Origin of the sequence: Shinella sp. HZN7 (assembly GCF_001652565.1) — a bacterium.
Lineage (GTDB): Bacteria > Pseudomonadota > Alphaproteobacteria > Rhizobiales > Rhizobiaceae > Shinella > Shinella granuli.
The window spans coordinates 22,058-48,410 of sequence record NZ_CP015736.1; the positions used below are offsets into that span (position 1 = coordinate 22,058).

The following is a 26,353-nucleotide window of genomic DNA, read 5'->3' on the forward strand; positions in this document are numbered from 1 at the left end:
ACTGCCTACTGCCTACTGCCTACTGCCTACTGCCTACTGCCTACTGCCTAGACACCCGAATTATACGCCGCCAGCGTCGCCATGTTGACGATGTCGCTGTCCTTCGCGCCCATCGAGACGATCTGCACCGACTTGTCGAGGCCGACGAGCAGCGGGCCGATCACCGTCGAGCCGCCGAGCTCCTGCAGCATCTTCGTCGAGATCGACGCCGAATGGAACGCCGGCATGACGAGCACGTTGCCGGGGGCCGAGAGGCGGCAGAACGGATATTGCTCCATGATGCGCGGATTGAGCGCCACGTCGGCCGCCATCTCGCCGTCATATTCGAAATCGACGCGGCGGCGGTCGAGGATCTTCACGGCTTCGCGCACCCGCTCCGAACGCTCGCCCGAGGGATGGCCGAAGGTGGAATAGGCGAGCATGGCGACGCGCGGCTCGTAGCCCAGGCGGCGGGCGAGGCCAGCCGCTTCCTCCGCGATGTCGGCCAGTTCCTCCGAGGAGGGCATGTCGTGCACGGCGGTGTCGGCGACGAGCACGGCCCGGCCGCGGCAGAGCGCCAGCGACGCGCCGATGACCCGGTGGCCGGGCTTGGCGTCGATGCAGCGGCGCACGTCTTCCAGCGCGGTGGAATAGTTGCGGGTGAGGCCCGTCACCATGCCGTCCGCATCGCCGAGCGCCACCATGCAGGCGGCGAAATGGTTGCGGTCGTTGTGGATCAGGCGCTGGGCGTCGCGGTAGAGGAAGCCCTTGCGCTGCAGGCGGGCATAGAGATAGTCGATATAGACGTTGTTGCGCTTGGAGATGCGGGCATTGACCAGTTCGATGCCGGGCCGGTCGAGGTCGATGCCGGCGCGCTCCGCCGTCTCGCGGATATGCTCCTCGCGGCCGAGCAGGATGGCGGTGCCGAGCTGCTGGTTGGCATAGGACACGGCGGCGCGCATCATCTGCTCTTCCTCGCCCTCAGCGAAGACGACGCGCTTCGGCTGGCGCCGCACGCGGGCATAGATCTGCTGGAGCGTCGAGGCGATCGGATCGCGCCTTGCCCTGAGATCACGGGCATAGGCGTCGAGGTCGGGAATGTTCTTGCGCGCGACGCCGGTCTCCATCGCGGCCTTGGCGACGGCGACGGGGATGGCCGAGATGAGACGCGGGTCGAAGGGCACGGGGATGATGTACTGCGCGCCGAAGCGCGGGCGCACGCCCTGGTAGGCGGCGGCGACGTCATCCGGCACGTCTTCCTTGGCAAGATGGGCGAGCGCCTCGGCCGCCGCGATCTTCATCGCATCGTTGATGGTGGAGGCGCGCACGTCGAGCGCGCCGCGGAAGATGTAGGGGAAGCCGAGAACGTTGTTGACCTGGTTCGGATAGTCCGAGCGGCCGGTGGCGACGATGGCGTCGTCCCGGATGCGGGCGACCTCTTCCGGCGTGATTTCCGGGTCGGGATTGGCCATGGCGAAGATGATCGGCCGCGGCGCCATGGAACGGATCATCTCCTCCGAAAGCGCGCCCTTGGCCGAAAGGCCGAAGACGACGTCGGCGCCGTCCATGGCCTCGGCGAGCGTGCGGCGGTCGGTCTTCACCGCATGGGCGGATTTCCACTGGTTCATGCCGTCTTCGCGGCCCTGGTAGATGACGCCCTTGGTGTCGCAGAGGATGACGTTTTCCGGCGCAAAGCCCATCGACTTGATGAGCTCGATGCAGGCGATGGCGGCGGCGCCCGCGCCGTTGCAGACGAGCTTGGTCGTCTTGAAGTCGCGGCCGGTCAGCGCCAGCGCATTGATGAGGCCGGCGGCGGCGATGATGGCGGTGCCGTGCTGGTCGTCGTGGAAGACCGGGATGTCCATCAGCTCGCGCAGGCGCTGCTCGATGATGAAGCAGTCGGGCGCCTTGATGTCTTCCAGGTTGATGCCGCCGAAGGAGGGACCGAGGTAGCGCACGCAATTGATGAATTCGTCGACATTTTCGGTGTCGACCTCGAGGTCGATCGAATCGACGTCGGCAAAGCGCTTGAAGAGCACCGACTTGCCTTCCATCACGGGCTTGGAGGCGAGCGCGCCGAGATTGCCGAGGCCGAGGATGGCCGTGCCGTTCGAGATGACGGCGACCATGTTGCCGCGCGTCGTGTAGTCATAGGCGGTGGCCGGATCCGCGGCAATGGCCTTCACCGGCACCGCGACGCCCGGCGAATAGGCGAGCGAAAGGTCGCGCTGCGTCGCCATCGGCTTGGTCGGCGTGATCTCCAGCTTTCCGGGGCGTCCGGACGCGTGGAAATCCAGCGCTTCCGTGTCGGTGACGGTTGCCCTCTGGCGATCGGATTTGTCGGTTCCCGGCATGCTTCCCCCTTCACACTCCTGTGGGCGATAGGCCCATAACTCCTCGCAGGTGTTGTTTTCTATAGCGCCCCGTGGCTAGGGTGACACCTCTTTTTTAGGAAGAACTGACTCTCCGTGAACGATCAGATCGTGCGTCCGAACGATATCCTGTCGACGGCAGACCTTGCCAGTGACGAAAGCCGCGCATCGGCAACGCCGATGATGGAGCAGTATATCGAGATCAAGGCGGCCAATCCGGACAGCATGCTGTTCTACCGCATGGGCGATTTCTACGAGCTGTTCTTCCAGGACGCCGTGGACGCGGCCCGCGCGCTCGGCATCACGCTGACGAAGCGCGGCCAGCATATGGGGCTCGACATCCCCATGTGTGGCGTGCCGGTCCATGCCGCCGACGACTATCTGCAGAGGCTGATCGCGCTCGGCTTCCGCGTCGCGGTCTGCGAGCAGGTCGAGGATCCGGCGGAGGCGAAGAAGCGCGGGTCGAAATCCGTCGTGCGGCGCGATGTCGTGCGCCTCGTCACGCCGGGCACGCTGACCGAGGAGAAGCTGCTCTCGCCCTCCGACGCCAACTACCTGATGGCCGTCGCGCGCATCCGCGGCGGGGCGGAACCATCGATGGCGCTCGCCTGGATCGACATCTCGACCGGCATCTTCCGCCTGTCGGAAACCAGCCAGGGCCAGCTTCTCGCCGATATCCTGCGCATCGAGCCGCGCGAACTGATCGTGCCGGACATGGTGTTCCACGATCCGGAGTTCCGCCCGGTGCTCGACGTGCTCGGCCGCGTGGCCGTGCCGCAGCCGGCCGTGCTCTTCGACAGCGCGACGGCGGAAGGCCGCATCGCCCGCTATTTCGGCGTCTCGACGCTGGATGGCTTCGGCACCTTCTCCCGCGCCGAGCTTGCCGCCGCCTCGGCGGCCGTCGCCTATGTGGAGAAGACGCAGATCGCCGAGCGCCCGCCGCTCGGACGGCCGGAGCGGGAAAGCTCCGCCTCCACGCTCTTCATCGATCCGGCGACGCGCGCCAATCTCGAACTGGTGCGCACGCTGTCCGGCGAGCGCTCCGGCACGCTCCTGAAGGCGATCGACCGCACGGCGACGAGCGGCGGGGCGCGCCTTCTCGCCGAGCGGCTGATGTCGCCGCTGACCGATCCGGACACGATCAATGCGCGGCTCGATTCGATCGCCGCCCTCGGCGACCGGCCGTCCTTCTGCGAGGACCTGCGCGCGGTGCTGAAGCGGCTGCCCGACATGCCGCGCGCCCTGTCGCGCATCGCGCTCGGCCGGGGCGGGCCGCGTGATCTCGGCGCGATCCTGCAGGGCCTTTCGATTTCCGGCGACGTCGCCCGGCTGATGGCCGCCGAGGGGCTGGAGGGCGAGCTTGCCGAGGCCGCGCGGGCCATCGGCGCACTGCCGCTCGACCTTTCGCATCGCCTTGCCGTCATGCTCGCCGACGAGCTGCCGCTCTTGAAGCGCGACGGCGGCTTCATCCGCGAGGGCGCGGATGGCGAACTCGACGAGATGCGGGCGCTGCGCGACCAGTCGCGCCGCGTCATTGCCGGGTTGCAACTGCAATATGCCGAGGAAACGGGGGTCAAGTCGCTGAAGATCAAGCACAACAACGTGCTCGGCTACTTCATCGAGGTCTCCGCCGGCAATGCCTCGGCGCTGACGGAGGGCGACGAGGCCAAGGCCCGCTTCATCCACCGCCAGACCATGGCCGGCGCCATGCGCTTCACCACGACGGTGCTTTCCGAGCTGGAAACCAAGATCGCCAATGCCGCCGACCGGGCGCTCGCCATCGAGCTTGCCGCCTTCAACGGCCTGGTCGAGGCCGTCGTCGCCGAGGCCGAGGCCATCAAGGCGGCGGCGCGGGCGCTTGCCGTCGTCGATGTCTCCGCCGGGCTTGCGGCGCTTGCCGAGGAGCAGGCCTATTGCCGGCCCGTCGTCGACCGCTCCACCATGTTCGCCATTGTCGGCGGGCGGCACCCGGTCGTCGAGCAGGCATTGCGCCGCCAGCAGGCCGCCGCCTTCGTCGCCAATTCCTGCGACCTCTCGCCGAAGGACGGCAAGGGCCACGGCGCGATCTGGCTGCTCACCGGCCCGAACATGGGCGGTAAGTCGACCTTCCTGCGCCAGAACGCGCTCATCGCCATCCTCGCCCAGATGGGATCCTACGTGCCGGCCGAAAGCGCCCATATCGGCATCGTCGACCGGCTCTTCTCGCGCGTCGGCGCGTCGGACGACCTTGCCCGCGGCCGCTCCACCTTCATGGTGGAAATGGTCGAGACGGCGGCGATCCTCAACCAGGCGACCGACCGGTCCCTCGTCATCCTCGACGAGATCGGCCGCGGCACGGCGACCTTCGACGGTCTCTCGATCGCCTGGGCCGCCGTCGAGCACCTGCACGAGGCCAACCGCTGCCGCGGTCTCTTCGCCACGCATTTCCACGAGCTGACCGTGCTGTCGGAAAAGCTCGACCGTCTTTCCAACGCCACAATGCGCGTCAAGGAATGGGACGGCGACGTGATCTTCCTGCACGAGGTCGGCCCGGGCGCGGCGGACCGTTCCTACGGCATCCAGGTGGCGCGCCTTGCTGGCCTGCCGCCGTCGGTCGTCTCGCGCGCCAAGGATGTGCTGGCGAAGCTCGAGGATGCGGACCGCAAGAATCCGGCAAGCCAGCTCATCGATGATCTGCCGCTGTTCCAGGTCGCGGTACGCCGCGAGGAGATCCAGCGCGGATCCGCCCCGTCAAAGGTGGAGACGCTGGTGAAGGCGCTCAACCCGGACGACATGACGCCGCGCGAGGCGCTCGATGCCCTCTATGCGCTGAAGAAAGAACTTGGCAATCGCTAGCGCCTGGGATCATTGTCCTCGCCTGCGGAAAGGGTCTATAGGGCATGCGAACCGAACGGGCGATCGACGAGAAGCGGGACGCAAGCCGGCATCCGATGGAAAAGAGACTTCTGGCGCCGGCCGATTCCGGCCTGATCGACGTGCCCGCGCTGCGCGCCAGATGCGAATTCATCGCCAGCACCAATGCCGACTACCGCGACCGCATGCGCCGCGAGCTGCTGGCCGAGTTCAAGAAGGTGAACGCCGCGGGCCGCGAACGGGCACGCGAACTGCTCTTTATCGATGGCAGCGGCCTGCAATGCGCCGCGCGCATTTCCTGGCTGCAGGACCAGTTGATCGCCGTCCTGCACGACTTTGCGCTCAACCATGTCTTCAGCGCCGGCCAGGCGCCGCCCGCCGCCCGCATCACGGTGACGGCGGTCGGCGGCTATGGCCGCGGCACGCTGGCGCCGGGCTCGGATATCGACCTGCTCTTCCTCCTGCCGGTAAAACCCGCCGCCTGGAGCGAACCGGCCATCGAGTTCATGCTCTACATCCTGTGGGATCTCGGCTTCAAGGTCGGCCATGCGACGCGGAACCTGGAGGAATGCATCCAGCTTTCCAAGGGCGACATGACGATCCGCACCGCGATCCTGGAGGCGCGCTACATCTGCGGCTCGGTGGCGCTGTTCGAGGACCTCGCCCTCCGCTTCGACCGCGAGATCATCCGCGGCACCGGCCCGGAATTCATCGCGGCGAAGCTTGCCGAGCGTGACGAGCGCCACCGCAAGGCCGGCGACACGCGCTACCTCGTCGAACCGAACGTCAAGGAGGGCAAGGGCGGGCTTCGCGACCTGCACACGCTGTTCTGGATCGCCAAGTATTTCTACCACATCCGCGACCCCGCCGACCTGGTGAAGCTCGGCGTCCTGTCGCGCCAGGAATACAAGCTCTTCCAGAAGGCGGACGATTTCCTCTGGGCCGTGCGCTGCCACATGCATTTCCTGACGGGCAAGGCGGAGGAGCGGCTCTCCTTCGACATCCAGCGCGAGATCGCCGAATGCCTCGGCTATCAGCCGCATCCCGGCCTTTCGGCGGTCGAGCGCTTCATGAAGCACTATTTCCTCGTCGCCAAGGACGTCGGGGATCTCACCCGCATCTTCTGCGCCACGCTGGAGGACCAGCAGGCCAAGGAAGCGCCCGGCATCAGCGCCGTCATCAGCCGCTTCACCCGCCGCACGCGCAAGATCGCCGGCACGCTCGATTTCCTGGAAGACCGCGGCCGCATCACCATCGCCGACCCTGATGTCTTCAAGCGTGATCCCGTCAACCTGATCCGGCTCTTCCACATCGCCGATATCAACGGGCTGGAGTTCCATCCCGACGCGCTGAAGCAGGTCACCCGCTCGCTGAAGCTCGTCAATGCGGCGCTGCGCGAGAACGAGGAGGCGAACCGCCTCTTCCTGTCGATCCTCACCTCGCCGCGCGATCCCGCGCTCATCCTGCGCCGCATGAACGAGGCGGGCGTGCTCGGCCGCTTCATTCCGGATTTCGGCAAGATCGTCGCGATGATGCAGTTCAACATGTATCATCACTACACGGTCGACGAGCACCTGATCCGCGCCGTCGGCGTGCTGGCGGATATCGACCAGGGGCGCGAGAAGGATGCCCATCCGCTGAGCTACCAGCTCATGCCCGGTATCGAGGACCGCATATCGCTCTATGTCGCCGTGCTGCTGCACGACATCGCCAAGGGCCGGCCGGAGGACCATTCGGAGGCGGGCGCCAGGGTCGCGCGCAAACTCTGCCCGCGCTTCGGGCTCTCGCCGAAGCAGACCGAGCTTGTCGTCTGGCTGATCGAGGAGCACCTGACCATGTCGATGGTCGCGCAGACCCGCGACCTCAACGACCGCAAGACCATCGTCGATTTCGCCGAGAAGGTGCAGTCGCTGGAGCGGCTGAAGATGCTGCTCGTGCTGACGGTCTGCGATATCCGCGCCGTCGGCCCGGGCGTGTGGAACGGCTGGAAGGGCCAGCTCCTGCGCACGCTCTACTACGAGACCGAACTCCTGATCTCCGGCGGCTTTTCCGAACTGTCGCGCAAGGAGCGCGCCCAGGCCGCGCGGGACATCCTCTCCGGCGCGCTTCCGACCGAATGGAGCCAGAAGGACCGCAGGACCTATACGCGGCTCCACTATGATCCCTACCTGCTGACGGTCTCGCTGGAAGACCAGGTGCGCCACGCGGCCTTCATCCGCGAGGCGGACAAGGCGGGCCAGCCGCTGGCGACGATGGTGCGCACGCATTCCTTCCACGCCATCACCGAGATCACCGTACTTTCGCCCGACCATCCGCGCCTCCTGACGGTGATCGCCGGGGCCTGCGCGGCGGCGGGCGCCAACATCGTCGATGCGCAGATCTTCACCACCTCCGACGGCCGGGCGCTGGATACGATCCTCGTCAACCGCGAGTTCCCGAACGATGCGGACGAGACGCGCCGGGCCGGCACGATCGGCCGCATGATCGAGGACGTGCTCTCCGGCCGCAAGCGCCTGCCCGAAGTGATCGCCACCCGCACGAAGAGCCGCAAGCGCAACCGCACCTTCACCGTCTCGCCCGCCGTGACGATCTCCAACACGCTGTCGAACAAGTTCACGGTGATCGAGATCGAGTGCCTCGACCGCCCCGGCCTCCTGTCCGAGGTGACGGCGGTGCTGTCGGACCTCTCGCTCGACATCGCCTCGGCCCATATCACCACCTTCGGCGAGAAGGTCATCGACACCTTCTACGTCACCGACCTCGTCGGCCAGAAGGTCACCAACGACAACCGGCAGGCCAACATCGCCGCGCGGCTGAAGGCCGTCATGGCGGACGAGGCGGACGAGCTGCGCGACCGAATGCCGCCCGGCATGATCGCGCCCGTTGCCGCCGCGCCGAAGAGGATCAGGACGGAACAATGAGTCTGGTGAAGAAATTCGCGACCGTGGGCGGCGCGACGCTGGGCAGCCGCGTGCTCGGCTTCGCGCGCGAAACGCTGATGGCGGCAGCCCTCGGCACCGGGCCGATGGCCGATGCCTTCTACGCCGCCTTCCGCTTTCCCAACCTCTTCCGCCGCCTCTTCGCCGAGGGCGCCTTCAACGCCGCCTTCGTGCCGCTCTTCGCCAAGGAGATCGAGGCCGGCGGCATCGACGGGGCGAAGCGCTTTTCCGAGGAGGTCTTCGGCGTCCTCTTCTCCGTGCTCCTGTTGCTGACCATCGCGATGGAGCTCCTGATGCCGCTCATCGTGGCCTGGATCATCGCGCCGGGCTTCGTGGGGGACGCGGAGAAGTTCGACGTGACGGTGAAGCTCGCCGTCGTCATGTTCCCCTATCTCATGTGCATGTCGCTGACGGCGATGCTGTCGGGCATGCTGAATTCGCTGCATCACTATTTCGCCGCCGCCGTCGCGCCCGTCTTCCTCAACGTGGTGCTGATCGGCGCGCTCGGCTACGGGCTCTGGCAGGGTGCCTCGCCGCTGGAAACGGCCTGGTATCTCTCCTGGGGCGTGCTCGCCGCCGGCCTCCTGCAGATGGCCGTGCTCTATGCGGGCGTGCGCCATGCCGGCATGAAGATCGGCTTTCGCCGGCCGCGCATGACGCCGAACGTCAAGCGCCTGCTCTGGCTCGCGCTGCCGGCGGCCGTCACGGGCGGCATCACCCAGATCAACCAGCTCATCGGCCAGATGATCGCCTCCACCAAGGACGGCGCCATCGCCGCCCTGCAATATGCCGACCGCGTCTACCAGCTCCCCCTCGGCGTCGTCGGCATCGCCGTCGGCGTCGTGCTGCTGCCGGAGCTCGCCCGCGCGCTGAAGGGCGGGCAGGAGCGGGAGGCGGGCAACCTGCAGAACCGCTCGCTGGAATTCGTGCTCTTCCTGACCCTGCCCGCCGCCGGCGCGCTCTGGGTCATCTCCGACGAGATCGTGCGCGTGCTCTACGAGCGCGGCGCCTTCAACCCGGACACCACGTCCATCGTGGCGGGCACGCTCGCCATCTACGGGCTCGGCCTGCCCGGCTTCGTGATGATCAAGGCGCTGAACCCCGGCTTCTTCGCCCGCGAGGATACCAAGACGCCGATGCGCATCACGCTGCTGTCGGTCGTCGTCAACTGCATCCTCGCCGTCTCGCTTTTCCCGCTGTTCCACGAGCGCGGCATCGCCACGGCCGAAGCCGTTTCCGGCTGGCTGACGGCGATGCTTCTCTTCGTGACGCTGGTGCGCCGCGGCCACTGGCCGCTGGAAAAGGCGCTGCTCTGGCGCGTCGCCCGCCTGCTGGCCGCGACCGTGGTCATGGCGGTGGCGCTCGACTACGCCTCCGCCTACCTCGCCGATCGTCTCGCATCCGCCGCGCCGCTCTACGAGCAACTCATGGCGCTCGGCCTGCTGATCGCCCTTGCCATGGTCGTCTACTTCTCCGTCGCCTTCCTCATCGGCGGTGCCGACCTCGGCATGATCCGGCGCAATCTCAAGCGCAAGGCCAAGGCCGCGCCGAGCGAGGAAACCGCGGAGTAGACCGCCTCAGCGCGCCGCGAGCCGGGCCCGCCCGGTCAGGCGCGCCAGCCCGCCGCAATGGCGCCAGCTCCGTTTCGGCCCGACATCGACATGCACGATGCCGTTGCAGTAGGTGCCGACGCCGCCGATGGCCGGGGCGGACCTTGCCGCGGCGACAATCCGCTTCACTGACACGCCCGGCACGCGGATGTCTGCGGCAAGGCATTTGCGATGCAGCGATCCCTTGCGTCCGGCGGAACGGTGACCGGATGTGACCAGCGGCCTTCGCCCGACCTGCCGGGCGATATGGAACAGGATTGCCCGCAGCTTGCCGGGGAAACATCGGTGCCGCACGCGCGGCGTCTGCACGGTGTAGATCTTCGCCGCACCCCTCTCGGCTCTTGCGGCATGCTTGTGCTTTCCGTTTGCCATGGCTTCGCTCGCGAGGAACGACGTCAATGCCATCATGCAGGCAAGCAGGGTTGAACAGCTCTTTCGCATGGCACACGCCCTCCGGTTTGCGCCTTTGCGTCGAAACGCGACCTGTCGAAATCCGACGGCCCTTGCCCCCGCCGGGAGAGAAAGCCCGGAAAGTGTCATTTATGAGAAGCGTCTGATGGGAGCGGCAACCGGGCTGCGGGAGCGGTCTTGATCGGCGCCGCTCCGCCGTGCATAAGCGGCGCGTATTTTTACGCAGTTCCAGCCGGAAAACCGCTTCACACTTTTCCTGGAACTGCTTCACCAACGCAACCAGGCCCTCCACCCGCCTGAAGGATATCGCCATGAGCGCATTCAAGCCCCTCGTCTTCTCCGGCGTGCAGCCGACCGGCAACCTCCATCTCGGCAACTATCTCGGCGCGATCCGCAAGTTCGTCGCCCTGCAGGCCGACAACGACTGCATCTATTGCGTCGTCGACCTGCACGCGATCACCGCGCAGCTCGTGCACGAGGACATGCGCGGCCAGATCCGCTCGATCGCCGCGGCCTTCATCGCCGCCGGCATCGACCCGAAGAAGCACATCGTCTTCAACCAGTCGGCCGTGCCGCAGCATGCCGAGCTCGCCTGGATCTTCAACTGCGTGGCGCGCATCGGCTGGATGGAGCGCATGACCCAGTTCAAGGACAAGACCGGCGGCAAGAATGCCGAGCAGGTCTCGCTGGGGCTGCTCGCCTATCCGAGCCTGATGGCCGCCGACATCCTCGTCTACCGCGCCACCCATGTGCCGGTCGGCGACGACCAGAAGCAGCACCTGGAGCTGACCCGCGACATCGCGCAGAAGTTCAACATCGATTTCGGCAGCCACATCCGCAAGGCCGGCACCGGCGTCGACATCGTCGTCGGCGAGGAGCCGGTGCATGCCTATTTCCCGATGGTCGAGCCGCTGATCGGCGGCCCGGCGCCGCGCGTCATGAGCCTGCGCGACGGCACCAAGAAGATGTCGAAGTCGGATGCCTCCGACCTCTCGCGCATCAACCTCACGGACGATGCCGACACGATCTCCAAGAAGATCCGCAAGGCCAAGACCGATCCGGATGCCTTGCCGAGCGAAGTGGAGGGCCTGAAGGGCCGTCCGGAGGCGGAGAACCTCGTCGGCATCTATGCCGCGCTCTCCGACAGGTCCAAGGCGGAGATCCTCGCCGAGTTCGGCGGCCAGCAGTTCTCCGTCTTCAAGCCGGCGCTCGTCGACCTCGCCGTCAACGTCCTCTCGCCCATCACCGACGAGATGCGCCGCCTGATGGACGACACGACCCATATCGACGCCATCCTGCGCGATGGCGGCGAAAGGGCGCGGGCAAGGGCCGAAAAAACCATGAAGGAAGTTCGCGACATCATCGGTTTTGTGCAGTAAGGTCGCCTCGAAACGCCCCGGAATTGCGCAGCACTTGAGGAAATGAGGCCGTATGGTTTCTCGACGACTTTCCCGCCTTGAAGGCCACCGCCGGAAATTCCTGGCGGTCATCGACGACACGCCGGAATGCCAGCGCGCCGTCCACTATGCGGGAATGCGGGCGAAGAACTCCAATGGCGGCGTCGTCCTGCTCTATGTGATCGCCAACGGCGATTTCCAGCAATGGCTGGGCGTCGAGGAGATCATGCGGGCCGAGGCGCGCGAGGAAGCGGAAGCCGTGCTGGCCAAGGCGGCGCAGGCCTTGCGCGAATCGGTCGGCATCGAGCCGGAAACGGTGATCCGCGAAGGCGTCGCCAGCGAAGAGATCAACGGGCTGATCGAGGAGGACCGGGACGTCGCGATCCTCGTGCTCGCCGCCGGCTCCGCCAAGGAGGGGCCGGGGCCGCTCGTCTCCTCGCTCGCCAGCCGGGCCCAGGCCTTCCCGATCCCGGTGACGGTCATTCCGGATTCGCTGTCCGACGAGGAGCTGGACGCGCTGAGCTGATCTCCAGTCTTGAAGAGCGGCGCGGAAACGCCTATCTTCTTTTGAATTATTCTAAATATTCTGGCCGATCGGCGAACGCCCGGCCGCACGGAGAGAAAGATGTTCATCCAGACCGAAGCGACGCCGAATCCGGCGACCTTGAAATTCCTGCCGGGCAAGGTGGTGCTGGAAACGGGCACCGCCGAATTCCGTGACGAGACGGAAGCGCGTGCGGCTTCGCCGCTGGCGGCTCGCCTGTTCGCCGTCCCCGGCGTCACGGGCGTGTTCCTCGGCTATGATTTCATCACCGTCACTAAGGACGACGCCGACTGGCAGCACATGAAGCCGGCGATCCTCGGCAACATCATGGAACACTTCATGTCCGGCCAGCCGGTCATGGCGAGCGGCGCGCTCGGCGGCAACGAGACCGACGAGGGCGAATTCTTCGACGAGGGCGACGAGACGATCGTCGCCACCATCAAGGAACTGCTCGACAGCCGCGTGCGCCCGGCCGTGGCGCAGGACGGCGGCGACATCACCTTCAAGGGTTTTCGCGACGGCGTCGTCTATCTCAACATGAAGGGCGCCTGCTCGGGGTGCCCGTCCTCGACGGCGACGCTGAAGCACGGCGTGCAGAACCTTCTTCGCCATTTCGTACCGGAAGTGCAGGAAGTTGAAGCCGTCATGTAAGGCCTGCCCCGCAATGCCCCGGTGCCCGCGATGATCGTGCTTGCGATCGATACGGCGGGCACGGGTTGCCATGCGGCGCTCTATGCCCCCGATGAGGACAGGATCCTCGGCGCCGCCGGCGCCGATATCGGCCGCGGCCATGCCGAGCGGCTGATGGAATTCGTCGACGCGGCGTTCGATGCCGCCGGCCTCACCCTCAAGGACATCGGCCGGATCGCGGTCACCATCGGCCCCGGCTCCTTCACCGGCATCCGTGTCGGCGTGGCGGCGGCGCGCGGCCTCGCGCTGGCGCTCGGCGTTCCCGCCGTCGGCGTCTCCACCCTGTCGGCGCTTGCCGCCGATCATCGGGCCGGCCTGCCGTTGCTGGTCGCGATGGATGCCAGGCGGGACGAGGTCTACTGGCAGCGCTTCGCCGCCGATGGCAGCGCACTGTCGTCGCCCGCGATCGCCTCCCTGGAGGCCGCGCAAGCGCTCGCGGCCGGCCATGACGGCGCGATCGCCGGCTCGGCGGCAGCGCTCCTGCGCGACGGCGCGCCGCAGGGCAGCGACAGCGTTTCCATCGCCACCGTCGCGCGCCTCGGTGCGCGCCTCGATCCGGCGGACCATCCGCCGAAGCCGCTCTATCTGCGCGGTCCCGATGCCAAGCCGCAGGCGGGTTTCGCGATCAAGAGAGCGTGAACCGCATGTCCCTGTCCGATTATTTCACCCGCAAGCCGAGCTTCGGCATCTTTCCGCTGGAAACCGCCGATGCCGGCATTGCCGCGGCCCTGCACCGCGCGCGCTTTCCCCAGCCGTGGAACGACGGCGAGTTCCATTCGCTGCTGCTGCAGGAGCCGGTCTTCGGTTTCCTGGCGCTGAAGGAAGGCGCGCTCGGCCGCACGGCCGGCGGCTTCGTTCTCGCCCGCGCCACGGCCGGTGAGGCGGAGATCCTGACGATCGGCGTCGACGAGCGGTTTTCCCGCGCGGGCCTCGGCTGGCGGCTGATGCAGGCGGCGCTGCGCGAGGCGAAGATGCGCGGCGCCGAAGACATTTTCCTGGAGGTCGACGAGGGCAATGTCGCGGCCCGCGGGCTCTATGCCAAGCTCGGCTTTGTGAAGGTCGGCGAGCGCAAGGCCTATTATGTCGCCGCCGACGGCCACCGGTCCACGGCGCTTGTCTTGCGGCGCGATCTTCGCTAGTCCCCTATCGGGGGCCGAACGAAAGAGGGCTGGATCGCATGACGGATGTCGAGAAATCGCTGGAAGAGCTTTGTGTCGAGCGCGGCATGCGCATGACCGAGCAACGCCGCGTGATCGCGCGCGTGCTGGAAGCCTCGGACGACCATCCGGACGTGGAAGAGCTCTACCGCCGCTCGTCGGCCGTCGATTCGCGCATTTCCATCTCCACCGTTTACCGCACGGTCAAGCTCTTCGAGGATGCCGGCATCATCGAGCGGCACGATTTCCGCGACGGCCGTTCGCGCTACGAGACGGTGCCGGACGAGCACCACGACCACCTGATCGACCTGAAGAGCGGCGAGGTCATCGAGTTCCATTCGCCGGAGATCGAGGCGCTGCAGGAGCGCATCGCGCGCGAGCACGGTTTCAAGCTCGTCGATCACCGCCTCGAACTCTACGGCATTCCGCTCAAGGAGGGCGAGTGAGGCGGATCCCGTTTCCCCTGACCGCCTGCCGGTGATCCCTTGATCGTCTGGCTGCGCCTTGCCGTCGCTTTCCTCGTCCTTGCCGCGGTGACGCTCGTCCTGCTGCCCGTCCAGCTCGTCGGCCTGCGCTTCAACCTGAAAATCCGCCGCCGCGTGCCGCGGCTCTGGCACCGTGCCGCCTGCTGGGTGCTCGGCCTCAGGGTGCGGGTGCATGGCACGCTGGAGGCGAAACGGCCGTTGCTGCTTGCCTCCAACCATGTCTCCTGGAAGGACATCCTGGTGCTCGGCTCGGTGGCCGATGTCGTCTATATCGCGAAATCCGAGGTGCGCGGCTGGCCGGTCTTCGGCATTCTTGCCCGTCTGCAGGCGACGATCTTCGTCGAGCGCGAGCAGCGCCGGAAGACCGGCGATCAGGTGGACGAGATCGCGCGGCGCATGACGGACGGCGAGATCGTCGTCCTGTTCCCGGAGGGCACGACCTCGGACGGCAACCGCCTGCTGGAGATCAAGACCTCGCTCTTCGGCGCTGCCGCGTCCGCGGTGCCGCATGCGCCTGGCGGCGTCGTGTTCATCCAGCCGGTCTCGATCGCCTATACCGGCGTGCACGGCATGGCCATGGGCCGTTTCCACCGGCCGCTCGCCGCCTGGCCGGGCGATATCGAACTCCTGCCGCATCTCCTCGGCGTCGCGCGCGAGGGGGCGGTGGACGTGGATGTCGATTTCGGCGAGCGGGTGGACTATTCCCGCAGCAACAACCGCAAGGAGGTGAGCCGCACGGTCGAGGAGCGTATTCGCGCCATGCTGGGCGCGCGCCTGCGCGGCCGATAGGCCGGGGACCGCGACAGGGCTTCATTTTCCGGGGCTTTTCCACTATGGAAGCGGCCATGAGCGAACAATCCGTCCTTCCGCCCGAAGCCAGCGCCACGCCGAACGGCCGCCCGAACACCCGCAAGGTCTTCGTGAAGACCTACGGCTGTCAGATGAACGTCTATGACAGCGACCGCATGACGGATGCGCTGTCGAAGGACGGCTACCAGGCGACGGACGTGCTGGAAGAGGCCGACCTCGTCCTCCTCAACACCTGTCACATCCGCGAGAAGGCGGCGGAAAAGGTCTATTCCGAGCTCGGGCGCCTGCGCGAGATGAAGAAGGCGCGCGCCAAGGACGGCCGCGAGATGGTGATCGGCGTCACCGGCTGCGTCGCCCAGGCCGAGGGCAGGGAAATCCTGCGCCGTGCGCCGGCGGTCGACCTGGTGGTCGGCCCGCAGACCTATCACCGCCTTCCGGACGCGCTGCGCCGCGCCAAGGGCGGCGAGCGCGTCGTCGAGACGGACTATGCGATCGAGGACAAGTTCGAGCATCTTCCCGCGCCGGAAAAGGCGAAGACCCGCGCCCGCGGCGTCACCGCCTTCCTGACGGTGCAGGAGGGCTGCGACAAGTTCTGCACCTTCTGCGTGGTGCCTTACACACGCGGCTCGGAAGTCTCCCGCCCGGTCTCGCAGATCGTCGCGGAGGCCGAGCGCCTCGTCGAAGGCGGGGTGCGCGAGATCACGCTGCTCGGCCAGAACGTCAATGCCTGGCACGGCCTCGGTCCGGATGGCGGCGAATGGGGCCTCGGCGACCTCCTCTACCGCCTCGCCAAGATCAAGGGCCTCGCGCGCCTGCGCTATACGACCAGCCACCCGCGCGACATGGACGACCGCCTGATCCAAGCCCATCGCGACCTGCCGGCGCTGATGCCCTACCTGCACCTGCCGGTCCAGTCGGGCTCCGACCGCATCCTGAAGGCGATGAACCGGCGCCATACGGCGGCCGAATATATCGCCCTTATCGAGCGCATCCGCGCGGTCCAGCCGGAGCTGGCGATCTCGGGCGATTTCATCGTCGGCTTCCCCGGCGAGACCGACCGGGACTTCGAGGACACGATGCGCCTCATCGAGGCGGTCGGTTATGCACAGGCATTTTCCTTCAAATATTCCATCCGCCCCGGCACGCCCGGCGCGGAGATGGACGGCCACGTCGCGGAGGACGTGAAGTCGGAACGCCTTGAAAGATTGCAGGCTTTGCTGTTTCGACAGCAGCGCGAATTCGCCCGCGGCTGCGTCGGCAAGGAGATCGACCTGCTCCTGGAGAAGCCCGGCCGCATGCCCGGCCAGCTCGTCGGCCGCTCGCCCTGGCTGCAGCCTGTGAATGTTGATGCAAAAGTGTCGGAAATCGGTGACATTATCCGGGTACGAATCACCGATACCGGGCCCAACAGCCTTTTCGCAGAAGCGATCGGTTGACGGGCGGACCGCAAGGAGCCTGACCGCTTGAACGGACACGAATTGACGACGTCATCGCCGCGCCAGTCGAAAAAAGAGACCGACGCCAATCATTTCGTGCTGACCTTCGAGAACAATCGATACGCAAGCGAGCTGTTCGGCCAGTTCGACCAGAACCTGAAGCTGCTGGAGCAGCGCCTCGGCATCGATGCGCGGGCGCGCGGCAATTCTGTCTCCATCTCCGGCGACGTGGTGGCGACCAACCAGGCGCGCCGGGCGCTGGATTATCTCTATGATCGTCTCCAGAAGGGCGGTTCGATCGAGCTTTCCGACGTGGAAGGCGCGATCCGCATGGCGATCGCCGCGGACGACCAGCTTTCCCTGCCGACGATGGAGCGCAAGGCCAAGCTCACCATGTCGCAGATCTCCACCCGCAAGAAGACCATCGCCGCCCGCACGCCGACGCAGGATACCTATATCCGCGCGCTGGAGCGGTCCGAGCTCGTCTTCGGCGTGGGACCTGCCGGCACGGGCAAGACCTATCTCGCGGTCGCCTATGCCGCCCAGCTCCTGGAGCGCGGCGCGGTCGACCGCATCATCCTGTCGCGTCCGGCCGTCGAGGCCGGCGAGCGCCTCGGCTTCCTGCCCGGCGACATGAAGGAGAAGGTCGATCCCTATCTCCGCCCGCTCTATGACGCACTCTACGACATGATGCCGGGCGACAAGGTCGAGCGCGCCATCACGGCCGGCGTCATCGAGATCGCGCCGCTCGCCTTCATGCGCGGCCGCACGCTCGCCAATGCCGCGGTCATCCTCGACGAGGCGCAGAACACCACCTCGATGCAGATGAAGATGTTCCTGACGCGTCTCGGCGAGAACGGCCGCATGATCGTCACGGGCGATCCGAGCCAGGTCGACCTGCCGCGCGGCGTCAAGTCCGGCCTCGTCGAAGCCCTGCAGATCCTCAGGGGCGTCGAGGGCGTCTCGGTCGTCCGCTTCAAGGACGCCGACGTCGTGCGCCACCCGATGGTCGCCCGCATCGTCCGGGCCTATGAAGCCCAGACCGCGGTGCAGGACGAAAGCGAGCAACTGGACCGCTGAGGCGGCCCCACGATCTCATGAGCGAACTCGACATCCAGATTTCCGTCGAAGAGGGCGCCTGGCCCTCCGAAGAGCGCTTGCTCGAAGTGAGCGGACGCGTGCTCGGCGCGGCGGCGAATTTCCTCAAACGTGAGGAAAGGCAGCCGTTCCCGAAGACCGGCGCGCCGGAGGTCTCCCTCGTCTTCACCAATGACGAGGCGATCCGCGGCATCAATGCGGAATGGCGCAGCCAGGACAAGCCGACCAACGTCCTGTCCTTCCCGTCCTTCCCGCTGACACCTGGAAAGATGCCGGGCCCGATGCTCGGCGACATCATTTTTGCCGAGGAAACGCTGACCCGCGAGGCGGCGGATCTCGGCAAGTCCTTCGACGATCATCTCACGCATCTGATGGTACATGGATTTCTGCATCTCTTCGGCTATGATCACATGGACGACGAGGAAGCGGAAAAAATGGAGGGGCTGGAGACTCGCATTCTTGCCGAGCTTGGCCTATCTGACCCCTACGGGGATGTCCCCGATGAATAGTTTGGACCAATGAGCGACTTTAGAAACCAGTCCGTAGAAACGGAAAAGAGCGAGGCGGACGCCTCAAGTCAGGACGAGGCGGGCAGTAGTAGCAGCGCGCCGAAGCAGGAAAGCGGGGGCCGGACATCCTTCTGGTCCCGTGCGACACGGCTTTGGCGCATGACGGGTGCTTCCAGCCTGCGCAGGGACCTCGCCGAGGCCCTGATGACGGAAGAGAGCGGCGGCGAGCCGACCTTTTCGCCCGAGGAACGGGCGATGCTGCACAACATTCTTCGTTTCCGCGAGGTGCGGGTGGAGGACGTCATGGTGCCGCGTGCCGATATCGAGGCCGTGGACCAGGACATCACAATCGCCGAGCTGATGGTGATCTTCGAGGATTCCGGCCGCTCGCGCATGCCGGTCTATAACGAGAGCCTCGACGATCCGCGCGGCATGGTCCATATCCGCGACCTCCTCGCCTATGTCACCAAGCAGGCCCGCAACAAGCGCCGCAACGGCGTGAAACCGGCCGCCGCTACCGGCGAAAAACCGACCCGCACGCCAAAGGCGGAATTCGATCTCGGCCGCGTCGATCTTTCCAAGACGGTCGCCGAAGCCGGCATCATCCGCCAGGTCCTCTTCGTGCCGCCCTCCATGCTTGCCGCCGACCTGATGGCGCGCATGCAGGCCGATCGCACGCAGATGGCCCTCGTCATCGACGAATATGGCGGCACGGACGGCCTCGCCTCGCTGGAGGATATCGTCGAGATGGTCGTCGGCGACATCGAGGACGAGCACGACGACGACGAGGTGATGATCCAGCGCGTCAGCGACGATGTCTTCATCGCCGATGCCCGCGTGGAGCTGGAGGAACTGGCGGAAGCCATCGGCCCGGATTTCGACATCCGCGAACAGCTCGAAGACGCCGATACGCTCGGCGGCCTGATCTTCGCCTCGCTCGGCCGCATTCCCGTGCGCGGCGAGGTGGTGCAGGCGGTGCCGGGCTTCGAGTTCCACGTCCTCGACGCCGATCCGCGCCGTGTCAAGCGGGTGCGCGTCACCCGCAAGCGCGCCGGCTCCGTCCGTCGCCGCGAGCGCAAGCCGGAAGGCGAGGGCCTCGCCCTTGCCGGCGACCGGCCGAAACTGCCGGAACAGCAGAACGACGGGGCGAACGCCGAATAGGCGGGCAGGCCCCTTGAAAAATGATCTGCGCCTTGTGCCGCCGTGACGCGGGACAAGGCGCTGGTTTTTTGGAAGACTGGCGCGGCTGATTCGGGGACGCAAAAAGGGGACGGCATGGAGGGGCTTGCGGGCAGGGTCATGCTCCTGTCTGGGACAAGACGGGCGCTCTTGGCATTTCTTGCAGGCCTGGTCGGGGTGCTGGCGCTGCCGCCCTTCGGCTTCTTCGCGGCGCTGTTCGTCTCCTTCACCCTGCTCGTCTGGCTCATCGACGGGGCCAGCGCCGCGCCGGAGGCCGGTTTCCTGCGGCGTCTCGCACCCGCCTTCCGCATCGGCTGGTTCTTCGGCTTCGGCTATTTCGTCGGCGGGCTCTGGTGGCTCGGCAATGCGCTGCTCGTCGAGGCGGATGCCTTTGCCTGGGCGCTGCCGCTCGCCGTCTTCGGCCTGCCCGCCTTCCTCGCCTTCTACTACGGCTTTGCGGCCGCGCTCGCCCGCCTGCTCTGGTCGGACGGCATGGGCCGCATCGCGGCGCTTGCCTTCGCCTTCGGCATCGGGGAGTGGCTGCGCGGCACGCTCTTCACCGGCTTTCCCTGGAATGCCGTGGGGTACGGCGCCATGCCCGTGCCGCTGCTCATGCAGTCGGCCGGCGTCGTCGGCATAGCCGGCATGAATGCGCTCGCCGTCTTCGTCTTCGCCGCGCCGGCGCTGATCGGCACGCGGCGCGGCCGGGGTCTCGGCCTTTCGCTCGCCGCCCTGCTCTTCGCCGCCCAGCTCGGCTACGGCTATCATGCCCTGAACGTGGTACCGGCGCCGGAGAACGAGACGACCGTCATCCGGCTCGTCCAGCCGGTCATCGACCAGGCGATGAAGCTCGACGACAGCGCCCGCGCGGAAATCTTCGAGCGGCACCTGGCATTCAGCGCCGCCAGGCCGGCAGAGGACGGCAGGCGGCCCGATATCGTCGTCTGGCCGGAGACCTCCATTCCCTTCATCCTCACCGACAATCCGGATGCTTTGGTGCGCATCGCCGCCGTGCTGGAGGACGACCAGGTGCTGATCGCCGGCGCCGTGCGCACGGAAGGCGCCGGTTCCGGCAAGGCGCCGCGCTACTACAATTCCATCTATGCCGTCGACGGCCGGGGACAGATCATCGGCGCGGCCGACAAGGTGCATCTCGTGCCCTTCGGCGAATACATGCCCTTTGCCGAGGTCTTCGAGAGTCTCGGCGTCGATGCCGTCGCCATGCCGGGCGGCTTTTCCGCCGCCCGCGAGCCCCAATTGCTGAACGCGCTCGGCAAGGGGCTTTATCCGCTGATCTGCTACGAGGCGATCTTCCCCTCTGAAATCACCGGAGCGGCCGATGCGGCCGCCGCCCTGCTGAACGTCACCAACGATGCCTGGTTCGGCAGGACACCCGGTCCCTACCAGCATTTCCACCAGGCGCGGCTGCGCGCGGTCGAGCGCGGCCTGCCACTGATTCGCGCCGCCAACAACGGCATTTCCGCCGTGGTCGATGCCAAGGGAAGGGTGGTCGCGGGCCTCGCCCACGATGTTCCGGGCTTTGTCGATGCAACTCTCCCGGGAAGATATGCCGCTGCAGGCCGGGCAAAGCAGCAGAATTGGTCGTTTCTGATTGTTCTTGGCGTTCTCTTCGCAACAGCGGGCATTTCTCGCATTGGTTTTAGAAACAGGACGAATTGACCGAAAACCCCTAAAATAGCATAGTGCACGCCGCCGGTGGTTCTCTTGTATTGTGGAGCCCTTCAGGGTTTGCGCATACAACGTGGCGTTAAGTCTTCGTTAAGGCTGCCGGCAGGGTGGGGCCATTTCCGCGCGTTAGGACACATTGATGATGGAAAACAAAAAGAAGCCGAATCCGATTGATATTCACGTCGGCAGCCGGATCCGGCTTCGCAGGACCATGCTCGGCATGAGTCAGGAGAAGCTGGGCGAAAGCCTCGGCATCACCTTCCAGCAGATCCAGAAATACGAAAAGGGCACGAACCGCGTCGGCGCCAGCCGGCTGCAGAACATTTCGAGCATCCTCAACGTGCCCGTCTCCTTCTTCTTCGAGGATGCGCCGGGCGAACAGGCGGATGCCCAGGCGGGCTTTGCCGAAGCGTCGAGCTCCAACTACGTGGTCGACTTCCTGTCGTCCTCCGAAGGCCTCCAGCTCAACAGGGCCTTCGTCAAGATCGGCGACCCCAAGGTCCGCCGCAAGCTCGTCGACCTCGTCAAGGCGCTCGCCGCCGAGGCCGAACTCGAGTGATCCTCGCGTGAGATCGGCAAGGAAAAGGCGGTCCTTCGGGGCCGCTTTTCGTTTGCGCGAGGGCTGTCATGCGTGCGCGGCAGCCGCGCGAAAACGCCCGGAATGCCGGGACATAAACATATTCTTATGTCCTTCTGCGCTTGTTTTTCCCCCGCGAACTGAATAACAACGTCGAAGTCCATTTTCTTTGAGGGGAATTCCCGCATGCGCAGCAGCTATCTCTTCACCAGCGAGTCCGTCGCCGAGGGTCATCCGGACAAGGTGTGCGACCGCATCTCCGACGAAATCGTCGATCTGGTCTACCGCGAAGCCGTGAAGTCGAAGGTCGATCCGTGGTCGGTCCGTATTGCCTGCGAGACGCTTGCGACGACCAATCGCGTGGTGATCGCCGGTGAAGTGCGCCTGCCGCCGAGCCTCCTGAAGAAGGACAAGGGCGGCAACGACGTCATCAATCCCTCCAAGTTCAAGTCCGCCGCCCGCAAGGCGATCCGCGACATCGGCTACGAGCAGGACGGCTTCAACTGGAAGACGGCGAAGATCGACGTGCTGCTGCATTCCCAGTCCGCCGACATCGCCCAGGGCGTCGATAACGCCGCCGACAAGCAGGGCGACGAGGGGGCGGGCGACCAGGGCATCATGTTCGGCTACGCCTGCCGCGAGACCGCCGACCTGATGCCGGCGCCGATCTACTATTCCCACCGGATCCTCCAGCTCCTCGCCGACGCCCGCAAGAAGGGCGAGGGCGATGCCGGTAAGCTCGGTCCGGACGCCAAGAGCCAGGTGACCGTGCGCTACGTCGACGGCAAGCCCGCCGACGTCGCCTCCATCGTGCTCTCCACGCAGCATCTCGATGATAGCTGGGATTCCAAGAAGGTCCGCCAGGTCGTCGAGCCCTACATCCGCGAGGCGCTGCACGACATCGCGATCGCCGAGGATTGCTCCTGGTACATCAACCCGACGGGCAAGTTCGTCATCGGCGGTCCTGATGGCGATGCCGGCCTCACCGGCCGCAAGATCATCGTCGACACCTATGGCGGCGCGGCCCCGCATGGCGGCGGCGCCTTCTCCGGCAAGGACACGACCAAGGTCGACCGGTCGGCCGCCTATGCCGCGCGCTACCTCGCCAAGAACGTCGTCGCGGCCGGCCTTGCCGATCGCTGCACGATCCAGCTCTCCTACGCCATCGGCGTCGCCCAGCCGCTCTCGGTCTATGTCGACCTCCACGGCACGGGCAAGGTGAGCGAGGACGCCGTCGAGGCCGCGATCCGCAAGGTCATGGACCTGTCGCCGTCGGGCATCCGCCGTCACCTCGACCTCAACAAGCCGATCTACGCCAAGACGGCCGCCTACGGTCATTTCGGCCGCAAGGCCGGCCGCGACGGCTCGTTCTCCTGGGAGCGCCTCGACCTCGTCAAGGCCCTCAAGGAAGCGTTGAAGAACTGAGGCCGACATGACGGATGCAGAGCGCCGCAGCCGCGCGAGCGAGGCCTTCTTCGGTCGCCGCAAGGGAAAGCCGCTCAGGGAGCGGCAGGCGCAGCATCTTCAGACCGTGCTGCCGGCGCTGAAGGTCGATCTTTCGGCCCCGGCGCCGGCGGACATCACGACTCTCTACGATTTCCCGCCGAACCGGATGCGCCTCGAAATCGGCTTCGGCGGCGGGGAGCACCTCATCCATCGCGCGCAGGAAACGCCCGATACCGCCTTCATCGGCGTCGAGCCCTTCGTCAATTCCATGGCGAAGCTGATCGGCAGCATCGAGGAGACGGGCGCGAGGAATATCCGGCTTTATGATGACGATGCGACGGTGCTGCTGGACTGGCTTCCGGCCGCCTCGATCGATCAGATCGACCTGCTCTATCCGGATCCGTGGCCGAAGAAGAAGCACTGGAAGAGGCGGTTCGTCTCGAAGGTCAATCTCGACCGCTTTGCCCGGGTGCTGAAGCCGGGCGGGCTCTTCTGCTTCGCGTCCGACATCGACACCTATGTCAACTGGACGCTTATGCACTGCGGGTCTCATCCCGCCTTCGTGTGGACCGCCGAAAACGCGGTCGACTGGCTGACGCCCTTTGCCGGCTGGCCGGGCACGCGCTACGAGGCCAAGGCCAAGCGCGAGGGCCGCAAGTCGGCCTATCTCACCTTCCGCCGTCTCTGACGGAAGGTTTTCCGGACATCAGTGCAGGCTGACGGTGCGCAGGTCGTCCTCGGCCGCCTTGTAGAAGGTGCTCGAACGGTTGTCCGTCAGCAGGATCGGCGTGCCGTCGGCGCCGAACAGGGCCCAGAGATCCAGGCTCGGGTCGATTTCCGGCGCTTCCGGGAAGACGCGCGAGACTTCGTCGGCCTTCATCTTCCTGATGTAGCCGACTTCGCCGGCGCCCAGATGCGCAAGGTCCGCCTTCGAAACGGTGGGGGTTACGGTCTTCAGTCCCATCTTTGCCTCCATGGCAATGCCGGCAGGGCCGGCCACCGGACGTCCATGGCCACCATGGCCCATCGGTACGTCAGGCGATCAGGTTACGCTTGAAACGTTCCGGCGGGTGTTCCCGCAGGAACGGCTCATGATCTAGTCTGATACGGAAATGTTAATTTTCTTTACCATTCGCACAGGCTCGGGCCGCACGAGTTCGACCGAGAGCAGGCCGTTCTTCAGCTCCGCTCCCGAAACGCGCATGCCGTCGGCAAGCACGAAGGTGCGCTGGAACTGGCGGGCCGCTATGCCGCGGTAGAGATAGTCCCGCTCGCCGCTGTCGACCTGGCGGCCGCGGATGACGAGCTGGTTTTCCTCCGTCGTCACATCGAGCTCGTCTTCGGAAAAGCCCGCGACGGCAAGGGTGATGCGCAGCCGTTCCGGTGCGCCCGTCTCGCCGTTCGGCCGAAGCCGCTCGATATTGTACGGCGGATAGCCATCATTTCCCTTGGCGATGCGCTCAAGGGTCTTTTCCATGGCATCGAAGCCCAGAAGCAGCGGGCTCGTGAAAGGGGTCATGCGTGACATGCGTCTAGTCCTTGGCTCTCAAGCGACTTCGGCGGGACCCGACCTCGGCATCCCGATAGCTGCAATATGGGGATTGCCGGCGCGAGGCGCAAGACGCTTGCGAATGGCGATTTCGCAAATATAGTCGCCGCTTCGCCCGCGTAAGGCGGGCCAAGAACAGAACCAGCGAGGAAACGGAGACGGCATGTCTGAGCCACGGAAAATCATCATCGACACGGATCCCGGCCAGGACGATGCCGCCGCCATCATGCTGGCGCTCGGCAGCCCGGAACTCGACATCCTCGGCATCACCACCGTCGCCGGCAACGTGCCGCTGGCGCGCACCTCCAGCAATGCCCGCATCATCCTGGAATTCTGCTCCCGCACCGACGTGAAGGTCTATGCCGGCGCCGACAGGCCGATCGCCCGCCCGCTGGTCACCGCCGAGCATGTGCACGGCAAGACCGGCCTCGACGGCCCGGAACTGCACGAGCCGCAGATGCCGCTGGAGGCCCGGCATGCCGTGGATTTCATCATCGAGACGCTGCGGCGCGAACCGGCCGGCACGGTGACGCTCTGCACGCTCGGCCCGCTGACGAACATCGCGATGGCGCTGGAGAAGGCGCCGGACATCGCCGGCCGCGTGCGCGAGCTGGTCATGATGGGCGGCGGCTTCTTCGAGGGCGGCAACATCACGCCGGCCGCCGAGTTCAACATCTATGTCGATCCGGAAGCGGCCGCCGCCGTCTTCAGGTCCGGCATCCCGATCGTCATGATGCCGCTCGACGTCACCCACAAGGTGCTGACGCTGAAGAGCCGCGTCGCCAGGCTGCGCGAGATCGGCAGCCGCCCCGCCAAGGCCCTCGTCGAGATGCTCGATTTCTTCGAGCGTTTCGATGTCGAAAAATACGGCTCCGACGGCGGTCCGCTGCACGATCCGACGGTCATCGCCTATCTCCTGAAGCCGGAGCTGTTCTCCGGCCGCGACTGCAATGTGGAGATCGAGACCGCCTCGCCGCTCACGACAGGCATGACGGTGGTCGACTGGTGGCAGGTCACCGGCCGCAAGCACAATGCGCGGGTGATGAAGGATGTCGATGCCGACGGCTTCTTCGCTCTCCTCGCCGAGCGCGTCGGCCGCCTCTGATGCGTGGCCCCCGCAGCGCCGGGCCGGGTGCGGAAGGCCGTTTCCACAAGGAGATGATGGGCCTCTACGACCGCTTCGCCGCGCTCGGCTTCCGCCCGGTGCTCCTGCGCCGCTTCGTGTTGCTCAACGGCGGCGTGGCGGCGGCGAAGGAGCTCGTCTTCAAGCCCGGCACGACCGGGCTGGAGCGGCTGCTGGACGCCGGCAAGCCGGAGCTTTCCATGGAAGCGCTGATGCTGCGGCCCGAATACCAGGGCCTGTTTTCCGAGCTGGAACTGAAGGAGGCTTCGCAGCGGCTGGCGAGCGCCACCCGCTCCCGCTCCCGTGGCCGCCTCCAGGCGCAGCCGACGGAGCGCAAGTAGCGCCCGCCGCGCCGAAAAAACATCCCCGCAATTTCCCCGCCCCCTCAACCCATGCCTACAATCCCCCCATCCTGCCGCGGATACACCGCAAGGCGTTGCGGCGAGGCGGGGTCGGCGCTTTCGGTGCGGGAAGGACGTGAGCCTTCATCGAAGGGGCCT

24 protein-coding genes are annotated in these 26,353 nt (G+C 66.2%); 20 read left to right on the plus strand and 4 right to left on the minus strand.

The genetic code is table 11. From position 1 onward, the window contains the following. Positions 1-47 precede the first annotated feature (47 nt). The gene (locus tag shn_RS00125) at positions 48-2,333 is read right to left on the minus strand and encodes an NADP-dependent malic enzyme (protein WP_064328630.1); all 2,286 of its coding nucleotides are present in this window, start codon (positions 2,331-2,333) and stop codon (positions 48-50) included. Positions 2,334-2,447: 114 nt separating this feature from the next. On the opposite strand from shn_RS00125, the gene mutS reads away from it, so the two are divergent. The 3 genes from mutS (at position 2,448) to murJ (ending at position 9,714) form a co-directional block, all read left to right on the plus strand. Next, positions 2,448-5,186, plus strand: coding sequence for a DNA mismatch repair protein MutS (gene mutS / locus shn_RS00130; RefSeq protein WP_064328631.1), 2,739 nt, complete (start codon positions 2,448-2,450; stop codon positions 5,184-5,186). Positions 5,187-5,281: 95 nt separating this feature from the next. Beyond that, the gene (locus tag shn_RS00135) at positions 5,282-8,125 is read left to right on the plus strand and encodes a [protein-PII] uridylyltransferase (RefSeq protein WP_245337427.1); all 2,844 of its coding nucleotides are present in this window, start codon (positions 5,282-5,284) and stop codon (positions 8,123-8,125) included. After that, on the plus strand, positions 8,122-9,714 hold the full coding sequence (gene murJ / locus shn_RS00140) for a murein biosynthesis integral membrane protein MurJ (protein ID WP_064328632.1): 1,593 nt from the start codon (positions 8,122-8,124) through the stop codon (positions 9,712-9,714). The genes shn_RS00135 and murJ overlap by 4 nt, the downstream gene beginning before the upstream one ends. A gap of 6 nt (positions 9,715-9,720) precedes the next feature. Here murJ and shn_RS00145 read toward each other — a convergent pair whose 3' ends face one another. Beyond that, positions 9,721-10,194, minus strand: coding sequence for a DUF882 domain-containing protein (locus tag shn_RS00145; protein ID WP_064328633.1), 474 nt, complete (start codon positions 10,192-10,194; stop codon positions 9,721-9,723). Between the two features lie 281 nt (positions 10,195-10,475). Between shn_RS00145 and trpS the strand changes: the two genes are divergently transcribed. The 15 genes from trpS to trmB all read left to right on the plus strand — a co-directional run bounded on the left by trpS (position 10,476) and on the right by trmB (position 23,869). After that, positions 10,476-11,543, plus strand: a complete 1,068-nt coding sequence (gene trpS / locus shn_RS00150) for a tryptophan--tRNA ligase (RefSeq protein ID WP_064328634.1) — start codon at positions 10,476-10,478, stop codon at positions 11,541-11,543. Positions 11,544-11,595: 52 nt separating this feature from the next. Beyond that, entirely contained in the window at positions 11,596-12,087 is a 492-nt protein-coding gene (locus tag shn_RS00155) for a universal stress protein (RefSeq protein WP_064328635.1), read from the plus strand. 99 nt (positions 12,088-12,186) lie between these two features. After that, positions 12,187-12,756 carry a NifU family protein gene (locus shn_RS00160; RefSeq protein WP_064328636.1) on the plus strand — a complete coding sequence of 190 codons (570 nt, stop codon included), beginning with the start codon at positions 12,187-12,189 and terminating at the stop codon, positions 12,754-12,756. 30 nt (positions 12,757-12,786) lie between these two features. Beyond that, entirely contained in the window at positions 12,787-13,434 is a 648-nt protein-coding gene (gene tsaB, locus shn_RS00165; RefSeq protein WP_064328637.1) for a tRNA (adenosine(37)-N6)-threonylcarbamoyltransferase complex dimerization subunit type 1 TsaB, read from the plus strand. A 5-nt stretch (positions 13,435-13,439) separates the two neighbouring features. Continuing rightward, positions 13,440-13,934 (plus strand): GNAT family N-acetyltransferase, encoded by a 495-nt coding sequence (locus tag shn_RS00170; protein ID WP_064332366.1) that lies wholly within the window; start codon positions 13,440-13,442, stop codon positions 13,932-13,934. Between the two features lie 38 nt (positions 13,935-13,972). Then, positions 13,973-14,398 (plus strand): Fur family transcriptional regulator, encoded by a 426-nt coding sequence (locus shn_RS00175; RefSeq protein WP_064328638.1) that lies wholly within the window; start codon positions 13,973-13,975, stop codon positions 14,396-14,398. Positions 14,399-14,437: 39 nt separating this feature from the next. Beyond that, positions 14,438-15,226: a 1-acyl-sn-glycerol-3-phosphate acyltransferase gene (locus tag shn_RS00180; protein ID WP_064328639.1), complete on the plus strand. Its 789-nt coding sequence runs from the start codon at positions 14,438-14,440 to the stop codon at positions 15,224-15,226. A 56-nt stretch (positions 15,227-15,282) separates the two neighbouring features. Next, positions 15,283-16,683 carry a tRNA (N6-isopentenyl adenosine(37)-C2)-methylthiotransferase MiaB gene (gene miaB / locus shn_RS00185; protein ID WP_064328640.1) on the plus strand — a complete coding sequence of 467 codons (1,401 nt, stop codon included), beginning with the start codon at positions 15,283-15,285 and terminating at the stop codon, positions 16,681-16,683. A 27-nt stretch (positions 16,684-16,710) separates the two neighbouring features. Beyond that, positions 16,711-17,763, plus strand: coding sequence for a PhoH family protein (locus shn_RS00190; protein ID WP_064328641.1), 1,053 nt, complete (start codon positions 16,711-16,713; stop codon positions 17,761-17,763). Positions 17,764-17,780: 17 nt separating this feature from the next. Further along, a complete protein-coding gene (gene ybeY / locus shn_RS00195) occupies positions 17,781-18,290 on the plus strand; it encodes an rRNA maturation RNase YbeY (protein WP_064328642.1) in 510 nt (169 codons plus the stop codon). A 9-nt stretch (positions 18,291-18,299) separates the two neighbouring features. Beyond that, positions 18,300-19,451: a hemolysin family protein gene (locus tag shn_RS00200; protein ID WP_064328643.1), complete on the plus strand. Its 1,152-nt coding sequence runs from the start codon at positions 18,300-18,302 to the stop codon at positions 19,449-19,451. A gap of 114 nt (positions 19,452-19,565) precedes the next feature. Further along, positions 19,566-21,149, plus strand: a complete 1,584-nt coding sequence (lnt, locus tag shn_RS00205) for an apolipoprotein N-acyltransferase (protein ID WP_064328644.1) — start codon at positions 19,566-19,568, stop codon at positions 21,147-21,149. Between the two features lie 148 nt (positions 21,150-21,297). Further along, a complete protein-coding gene (locus shn_RS00210) occupies positions 21,298-21,717 on the plus strand; it encodes a helix-turn-helix domain-containing protein (RefSeq protein ID WP_064328645.1) in 420 nt (139 codons plus the stop codon). A 204-nt stretch (positions 21,718-21,921) separates the two neighbouring features. After that, the gene (gene metK, locus shn_RS00215) at positions 21,922-23,160 is read left to right on the plus strand and encodes a methionine adenosyltransferase (RefSeq protein ID WP_064328646.1); all 1,239 of its coding nucleotides are present in this window, start codon (positions 21,922-21,924) and stop codon (positions 23,158-23,160) included. 7 nt (positions 23,161-23,167) lie between these two features. Beyond that, positions 23,168-23,869 (plus strand): tRNA (guanosine(46)-N7)-methyltransferase TrmB, encoded by a 702-nt coding sequence (trmB, locus tag shn_RS00220; protein WP_064328647.1) that lies wholly within the window; start codon positions 23,168-23,170, stop codon positions 23,867-23,869. Between the two features lie 18 nt (positions 23,870-23,887). Here trmB and shn_RS00225 read toward each other — a convergent pair whose 3' ends face one another. After that, positions 23,888-24,145 (minus strand): DUF1150 family protein, encoded by a 258-nt coding sequence (locus shn_RS00225; RefSeq protein ID WP_064332367.1) that lies wholly within the window; start codon positions 24,143-24,145, stop codon positions 23,888-23,890. Between the two features lie 132 nt (positions 24,146-24,277). Then, entirely contained in the window at positions 24,278-24,709 is a 432-nt protein-coding gene (locus tag shn_RS00230) for an Hsp20 family protein (RefSeq protein ID WP_064328648.1), read from the minus strand. Positions 24,710-24,893: 184 nt separating this feature from the next. On the opposite strand from shn_RS00230, the gene shn_RS00235 reads away from it, so the two are divergent. After that, complete coding sequence (locus shn_RS00235; protein ID WP_064328649.1) at positions 24,894-25,835, plus strand: nucleoside hydrolase; 942 nt, start codon at positions 24,894-24,896, stop codon at positions 25,833-25,835. Then, the gene (locus shn_RS00240; RefSeq protein WP_133033895.1) at positions 25,835-26,194 is read left to right on the plus strand and encodes a hypothetical protein; all 360 of its coding nucleotides are present in this window, start codon (positions 25,835-25,837) and stop codon (positions 26,192-26,194) included. Before shn_RS00235 ends, shn_RS00240 begins: the two co-directional genes overlap by 1 nt. Positions 26,195-26,353: the final 159 nt, after the last annotated feature.

What these genes read in the sequence shown, in the direction of transcription:
- shn_RS00125 (WP_064328630.1), bottom strand. Translation starts at nt 2,333, where the DNA reads ATGCCGGGAACCGACAAATCCGATCGCCAGAGGGCAACCGTCACCGAC.
- shn_RS00135 (WP_245337427.1), top strand. Translation starts at nt 5,282, where the DNA reads ATGGAAAAGAGACTTCTGGCGCCGGCCGATTCCGGCCTGATCGACGTG.
- murJ (WP_064328632.1), top strand. Translation starts at nt 8,122, where the DNA reads ATGAGTCTGGTGAAGAAATTCGCGACCGTGGGCGGCGCGACGCTGGGC.
- shn_RS00145 (WP_064328633.1), bottom strand. Translation starts at nt 10,194, where the DNA reads ATGCGAAAGAGCTGTTCAACCCTGCTTGCCTGCATGATGGCATTGACG.
- trpS (WP_064328634.1), top strand. Translation starts at nt 10,476, where the DNA reads ATGAGCGCATTCAAGCCCCTCGTCTTCTCCGGCGTGCAGCCGACCGGC.
- shn_RS00155 (WP_064328635.1), top strand. Translation starts at nt 11,596, where the DNA reads ATGGTTTCTCGACGACTTTCCCGCCTTGAAGGCCACCGCCGGAAATTC.
- shn_RS00160 (WP_064328636.1), top strand. Translation starts at nt 12,187, where the DNA reads ATGTTCATCCAGACCGAAGCGACGCCGAATCCGGCGACCTTGAAATTC.
- tsaB (WP_064328637.1), top strand. Translation starts at nt 12,787, where the DNA reads ATGATCGTGCTTGCGATCGATACGGCGGGCACGGGTTGCCATGCGGCG.
- shn_RS00170 (WP_064332366.1), top strand. Translation starts at nt 13,440, where the DNA reads ATGTCCCTGTCCGATTATTTCACCCGCAAGCCGAGCTTCGGCATCTTT.
- shn_RS00175 (WP_064328638.1), top strand. Translation starts at nt 13,973, where the DNA reads ATGACGGATGTCGAGAAATCGCTGGAAGAGCTTTGTGTCGAGCGCGGC.
- miaB (WP_064328640.1), top strand. Translation starts at nt 15,283, where the DNA reads ATGAGCGAACAATCCGTCCTTCCGCCCGAAGCCAGCGCCACGCCGAAC.
- ybeY (WP_064328642.1), top strand. Translation starts at nt 17,781, where the DNA reads ATGAGCGAACTCGACATCCAGATTTCCGTCGAAGAGGGCGCCTGGCCC.
- shn_RS00200 (WP_064328643.1), top strand. Translation starts at nt 18,300, where the DNA reads ATGAGCGACTTTAGAAACCAGTCCGTAGAAACGGAAAAGAGCGAGGCG.
- lnt (WP_064328644.1), top strand. Translation starts at nt 19,566, where the DNA reads ATGGAGGGGCTTGCGGGCAGGGTCATGCTCCTGTCTGGGACAAGACGG.
- shn_RS00210 (WP_064328645.1), top strand. Translation starts at nt 21,298, where the DNA reads ATGATGGAAAACAAAAAGAAGCCGAATCCGATTGATATTCACGTCGGC.
- metK (WP_064328646.1), top strand. Translation starts at nt 21,922, where the DNA reads ATGCGCAGCAGCTATCTCTTCACCAGCGAGTCCGTCGCCGAGGGTCAT.
- trmB (WP_064328647.1), top strand. Translation starts at nt 23,168, where the DNA reads ATGACGGATGCAGAGCGCCGCAGCCGCGCGAGCGAGGCCTTCTTCGGT.
- shn_RS00225 (WP_064332367.1), bottom strand. Translation starts at nt 24,145, where the DNA reads ATGGGACTGAAGACCGTAACCCCCACCGTTTCGAAGGCGGACCTTGCG.
- shn_RS00230 (WP_064328648.1), bottom strand. Translation starts at nt 24,709, where the DNA reads ATGTCACGCATGACCCCTTTCACGAGCCCGCTGCTTCTGGGCTTCGAT.
- shn_RS00235 (WP_064328649.1), top strand. Translation starts at nt 24,894, where the DNA reads ATGTCTGAGCCACGGAAAATCATCATCGACACGGATCCCGGCCAGGAC.
- shn_RS00240 (WP_133033895.1), top strand. Translation starts at nt 25,835, where the DNA reads ATGCGTGGCCCCCGCAGCGCCGGGCCGGGTGCGGAAGGCCGTTTCCAC.